This window comes from Arthrobacter pityocampae (assembly GCF_002927275.1).
Lineage (GTDB): Bacteria > Actinomycetota > Actinomycetes > Actinomycetales > Micrococcaceae > Arthrobacter_D > Arthrobacter_D pityocampae.
On record NZ_PRKW01000010.1, the window covers coordinates 1 to 5,612 of the forward strand.

The window sequence follows — 5,612 nt, forward strand, 5'->3', positions numbered from 1 at the left end:
CCGAAGTTCGTCTCCGCACTCCCGTACGGCGGACCGTAATTGTTCGCCAGATCGAAATGCGTCACACCCAGATCGAACGCGCGCCGCAGGATCTCCCGCTGCACCCCGAACGCCCGATCATCACCGAAGTTATGCCACAACCCCAAAGACACCGCCGGCAACCGCAACCCACTCACCCCCACCCGCCGATACGGCATCGCGTCATAACGATCATCAGCAGGCAGAAAAGTCATGAAACCATCCGTTCGTGGGAGGGGCGTGCGGGGTTCTACGGGTGCTCAGGCGAGGGTCGCGGCGTACGGGTCCCAGTCCTCCGGCAGCGGCTCGGCCGCCGTCGCGGTGCTCGAGAGCGAGACGAACTCGCCCGTGGCGATGCTCTCCGAGATCGAGACCATCGCATCGAGCACGTGGTACGCCATCTGTCCCTGCGCACGGTGCGGACGTCCCTCCCGCAGAGCCCGTGCCATTTCGAGCACGCCGCTGCCGCGAGTGGACGTCGCGCCGACGGGCGGGATCACCTCGGGCTCCTCCGCGCCGCGGCGGGTGAGCAGGAGGTCGCCGGTGAAGTTGTTCGGGTCCGGGAACGCGAGCGTCGCCTCGGTGCCGGTGACCTCGACGAACCCTGCGCGCTGCAGTGGCGAGTCGAAGCTGAAGATGCTCTGCGAGGACTCGCCGTTCGCGAACTGGGCGATCGCGCTGACGTGGGACGGCACGGTGACGTCGAAGACCTCGCCCGCCTTCGGCCCCGATCCGATGGTGCGGGTTGCACGGGAGGTGGACCCGAAGCCCGCCACCTTCGTGATCGCCCCGAAGGTCTGGACGAGCGTCGTCAGGTAGTAGGGCCCGATGTCGAACAGCGGGCCCGCGCCCTCCTGGAAGAGGAAGGCGGGATTCGGGTGCCAGGACTCGGGGCCGGGCGACTGCATGAGCGTCAGCGCGGTCAGGGGTACGCCGATGTCTCCGCGCGCCACGAGGCGCAACGCCGTCTGCAGGCCGGCACCGAGGAAGGTGTCGGGGGCGCAGCCCAGGCGGAGCCCGGCGGCATCCGCACTCTTCAGCAGGCCGATCCCGCTCTCACGATCCAGCGAGAAGGGCTTCTCGCTCCACACGTGCTTGCCCGCGTTCACGGCGGCGGTTGCCACCTCGACGTGCGCGGCGGGGATGGTGAGATTCACGACGATCTCGACGTCCGGGTGGTCCAGCGCATCCTGGACGCTGCCCGAGGACGGCACCCCGAACTCCGCGGCCCGCGCGGCGGCGACCTCCTCGAACATGTCGGCGACGATGTGCACCGTCACGTCCGGGAAGCCCATCAGGTTCGTCAGGTACTCCTTGCTGATGACGCCGGCGCCGACGACGGCGACGCCGACCGGACCCGTGCGCTTGGCTGCGGTGCTCATTTCCTGCCCTCCTGGAGGTAGGCGAGGCTGTCGGCGACGGCGGCGAAGATGTCGCCATCGAAGTCGTCGAGTTCGACGACGGCGGCCTCGAGCCCGGGGGCGGCGTCGAGCACGTCCCAGACGCGCATGCTGCCGGAGCCGACCGCCACCTGCTCCTTGTCGTTCCTGGTGAGCGGGCCGTCCTTGATATGGATGAAGCGCACGCGGTCGCCGAGACGGCGGAGCAGTTTGGCGGGGTCCTCGCCGCCGACGGCCGCCCAGTACGTGTCCACCTCGAGGACCACCGCCGGGTCGAGGTGGCCCGCGAGCACCTCGAGGGCGGAGGTGCCGCCCACGCGCTCCTCCAGCTCGAACTCGTGGTTGTGGTAACCGACCGTGATGCCGTACCCGGCACCCTTCACCGCGGCCGCGTTGAGGGCCTTCGCGGTGGCACGGATGTCCTCGTCCGTCCTCCAGCGGGAGCGTTCCACGTGGGGGTCGATCACGGTGCCGATGCCGAGCTTGCGTGCGGCCGCGAAGATCTCGTCCTGATCCGCACCGAGGAGGGGCGCGTGGCCGGACGGGGCGGTCAGCCCATTGAGGGTCAGCGCCTCGGCGAGCTCGTCCGCAGTGGCGACGAAGTTGTAGGGCTCGACGGCGGTGTAGCCGAGGTCGGCGACGCGCTTGATGGTGCCCGGGAGATCCTCCCCCAGGGCCGTCCGCAGGGTGTAGAGCTGGAGCGAATACGTCACAGGGGATTCTCCTCGCTGAGAAAGTCGGGGCCACTGAACCGGTTCAGCAACTCCCTCGAACGTAGGTGATTCAGCGGGGTCGGTCAAGCAATTCGTGAGGCTATTGTGTAAGCCATGGCCAAGGAAACCATCGCCGGTCTGGCGAAGAGGCTGGGCATTTCGAAGGCGTCCGTCTCCTACGCGCTCAACGGCCAGCCGGGCGTCAGCGACCTGACCCGGCGTCGTGTCCTGGACCTCGCCGAGGAGCTCGACTGGTACCCCAGCTCGTCGGCCCGGGCACTCTCCCGCTCCCGTGCGGGGGCCGTGGGCATGGTGCTTGCGGCCGACCCCCTGCTGATCGGCACGGAGCCTTATCACATGGGGCTCCTGACCGGCATCGAAACCGCCCTCGCCGCGGGTGACACGGCCCTGATGCTGCGGATGGTCGGCAACGACCCCGTCCAGGAGCGAGCCACCTACGAGCGGTGGGCCGGCGAGCGGAAGGTCGACGGCGTCCTCGTGTTCGATCACCTGCTCGACGATCCGCGGCCCGCCCTGCTGGACCGCCTCGGTCTGCCGTTCGTGCTGCACGGGGCGCCCGAGACCGGAGTGCCTCACACCTTCTCGAGGACGACGACGGACCACGCCGTCGACGCCACGACCATCGTCGACCACCTCCACGCCGCCGGGCACCGCCGGATCGCCCATGTGTCCGGTCCGCACCGGTTCGTGCACGAGGCCGAGCGCGTGCAAGGCGTGCGGGAGCGCGCGGCACACCACGGCATGGAGGTCCTCCCCCACGAGGCGAACTACGCGCTCCTCGCCGGACAGGACGCCGTCACGGCCCTCCTGCGCGCGCCGGAAGCCCCGGTGACGGCTGTGGTGTTCGGCAACGACCTGATGGCGATGGGCGGGCTGCTCGCCCTGCGCGAACTCGGCCTGCGCTGCCCCGACGACGTCGCGATCATCAGCTGGGACGACTCGCTGCACTGCCAGCTCGCGACCCCCGCCGTCACGGCCCTGTCCAGGAACCCGGGCATGCAGGGGCGGGTGGCCGCCGAGCTGCTGCTCGCGGTGCTGGACACCGGCGCGATCCGGACGGAGTCCATGCCGCGCAGTGAACTGATGGTCAGGGCCAGCACCGCTCCAGGCTGACCACCACGCGAACCCGAGGCCACCCGGAGCCCCTGTCACAGATCACCCGCGGGCGGTGTCTTGATGGTGTCGGACATTTCTGAGGAAGCGAGGCGTGATGAACGGGACAGTGCGCGTGGTGGTCGTCGGCGGCGGGTACGCAGGGGTGATGGCGGCGAACCGGATCGCGGGTGGGGCCGCGGGCCGCATCCCGGTCGAGGTCACCCTGGTGGACCCGGGGGCACAGTTCACCGAACGGATCCGGCTGCACCGGGTGGCCGCCGGGACCCGGGACTCGGCGGGCGTGGACTGGACGACGGTGCTGCACCCGCGGGTGCATCGCCTCCCCGCCCGGGCGCTCGGGATCGACGTCGACCGTCGGCTCGTGACCCTGCAGGACGGCGGCCCGATGGGTTTCGACTGGCTCGTGTACGCGGTCGGCAGCGGGGAACCGCCCACCGCCCTGCTGTCGGTCACCAATGCGGCGGCCGCGGCGGACACTCGGCGCGCCATCTCGCGGCTGGCACCCGGCGCGACGGTCACCGTGGCCGGCGCCGGCCCCACGGGGGTGGAGCTGGCGTGCGTGCTCGCGGTGGCTCGTCCGGACCTGCGGGTCACCGTCGTCGCCCCGTCCGGGCTGACGCACCCGCTCGCCGGCAAGGACACGGTGGCCCGACGCCTGCGCCACCTCGGCGTCGTCGTCGAGCACGGGAGCGTGGACCCGGCGACGGGGACCGTGACGCCCGCGACACCCGGCGGGTGCTCTCGGCCGGCCGCGGCGGCGACGATCTGGACGGCGGGGCTCGCCGTGCCGTCCCTCGCGGCCGACAGCGGGTTGCCGGTCGACGGCGGTGGGCGTCTCCTCGTCGACGCGACCCTCTCCGTGTCCGGACACGAGTGCGTCCTCGGCGCCGGCGACGCCGTGTCCGTGGCCGGTCCCGCCGGCAACCACCTGCGGGCGTCCTGCGCGATCGCACTGCCGATGGGCGCGCACGCCGCGGACACCATCCTCGCCCGCCTGACCGGCACGGCGCCGTCCGCGCTCGACGCCGGCTACCTCGCGCAGTGCGTGGACCTGGGCGCGGGTCGGGGGAACGTGCAGCTCGTGTACGCCGACGACACACCCCGCCGCTGGGCGCTCTCCGGACGGCCGGGAGGATGGGGCAAGGAGCAGGTCTGCCGGATGACCGTCGCCTGGCTGTCCCGGGAGGCGCGCAGGCCGGGGTCCTTCACGTGGCCGTCGGGCCCTGCCCTGCCCGTAGGCTGAGGCCCGTGACCCCGTCGCCGGAGCAGGACGAGCTGTTCGCTGCGCATCGCCCCATGATGTTCGCGATCGCCTACGAGGTCCTCGGGACCCGCGCCGACGCCGACGACGCGGTCCAGGACAGCTACCTGCGCTGGGCGGGCGTGGACCCGGCCGGGGTCCGGAACCCGCGGGCCTACCTCGCCACGATCGCCACGAGGACCGCACTCAATGCGGTCCGGACCGTGTCACGGCGACGGGAGTCCTATCCGGGACCCTGGCTGCCAGAGCCCCTCGTGGCGGAGGCGGACAGCCCCGAACAGCGACTGCTGATGAGCGAGCAGCTCAGCTACGCCCTGTCGGTGGTGCTGCTGCAGGCCACGCCGGAGCAGCGCGCCGTGTTCATGCTCCACGACGTCTTCGAGCTGCCGTACCCGGCCGTCGCCGAGGCCCTCGGCAAGAGCCAGGCCGCGGTGCGGCAGATCGCCGTGCGGGCCCGCGCCCGCCTCGGCGCGGCCGACCGGTCCGCGGGCAGCAGCGAGGAGGGCATGGTGGCCCTCGAGGCCTTCCAGGCCGCCGTGGGGTCCGGTGACCTCCAGACCCTGATGGACGTGCTGGCCCCCGACGCCGTCCTGCTCTCCGATGGAGGCGGCAAGGTGGTCGCTGCTCGGAAGCCGGTCCTGGGGGCCGCGGCGATCGCTGGGTTCCTCCTGAGGATCGCCGGCACGGCGGTGCCGGGGGCGCGCGTGGGCATCGGACCCCTCAACGGTGGCCAGGGCATCCTGGTGCATGCGGGGGACCGACTGGAACTGACCGTGGCCGTGGGCACGGACGGGCAGGGCAGGATCAGCGGGGTCTACCTCGTGCGCAACCCTGACAAACTGGGAACCGCGGCACGGCACTGAGGACCACGGACCTGCGTGGCGCGAAGGATGCGCTACCGCTTGTTCCTCTGAGGGAGTTCGCCGCTGCTGATGAGGTGATCGGCGACGTCCCAGAGTTTCATGTGGGTGCGCTGGCTGGCCATGGACAGCACGATGAACGCCTGCTCGCCGGTGATCTTGTGGCGTTCCATGAGGATGCCCTTGGCCTGGCCGATGACATCCCGGGAGTCCACCGCCTCCT

The 5,612-nt window shown here is 71.2% G+C and carries 7 protein-coding genes; 3 read left to right on the plus strand and 4 right to left on the minus strand.

Features of this window, described 5'->3' with window-relative positions:
• From C4K88_RS16695 to C4K88_RS16705, 3 genes are all read right to left on the minus strand, one after another.
• Window positions 1-233, minus strand: a 233-nt coding sequence (locus C4K88_RS16695) for an aldo/keto reductase (RefSeq protein WP_368771586.1), incomplete at its 3' end; no start/stop codon positions are given.
• 45 nt (window positions 234-278) lie between these two features.
• Window positions 279-1,400 (minus strand): Gfo/Idh/MocA family protein, encoded by a 1,122-nt coding sequence (locus C4K88_RS16700; protein ID WP_104122804.1) that lies wholly within the window; start codon window positions 1,398-1,400, stop codon window positions 279-281.
• Complete coding sequence (locus C4K88_RS16705; protein ID WP_104122805.1) at window positions 1,397-2,131, minus strand: sugar phosphate isomerase/epimerase family protein; 735 nt, start codon at window positions 2,129-2,131, stop codon at window positions 1,397-1,399. Before C4K88_RS16705 ends, C4K88_RS16700 begins: the two co-directional genes overlap by 4 nt.
• Before the next feature lie 114 nt (window positions 2,132-2,245).
• Between C4K88_RS16705 and C4K88_RS16710 the strand changes: the two genes are divergently transcribed.
• The 3 genes from C4K88_RS16710 (at window position 2,246) to sigJ (ending at window position 5,392) form a co-directional block, all read left to right on the plus strand.
• Window positions 2,246-3,265, plus strand: a complete 1,020-nt coding sequence (locus C4K88_RS16710) for a LacI family DNA-binding transcriptional regulator (protein WP_104122806.1) — start codon at window positions 2,246-2,248, stop codon at window positions 3,263-3,265.
• Window positions 3,266-3,362: 97 nt separating this feature from the next.
• Window positions 3,363-4,511: an NAD(P)/FAD-dependent oxidoreductase gene (locus C4K88_RS16715; RefSeq protein ID WP_104122807.1), complete on the plus strand. Its 1,149-nt coding sequence runs from the start codon at window positions 3,363-3,365 to the stop codon at window positions 4,509-4,511.
• Between the two features lie 5 nt (window positions 4,512-4,516).
• The gene (sigJ, locus tag C4K88_RS16720; protein ID WP_241522035.1) at window positions 4,517-5,392 is read left to right on the plus strand and encodes an RNA polymerase sigma factor SigJ; all 876 of its coding nucleotides are present in this window, start codon (window positions 4,517-4,519) and stop codon (window positions 5,390-5,392) included.
• 32 nt (window positions 5,393-5,424) lie between these two features.
• On the opposite strand, the gene C4K88_RS16725 is transcribed toward sigJ, so the two are convergent.
• Window positions 5,425-5,612 (minus strand): ANTAR domain-containing protein (locus C4K88_RS16725; RefSeq protein WP_146065739.1); only part of this gene is annotated, 188 nt, incomplete at its 5' end.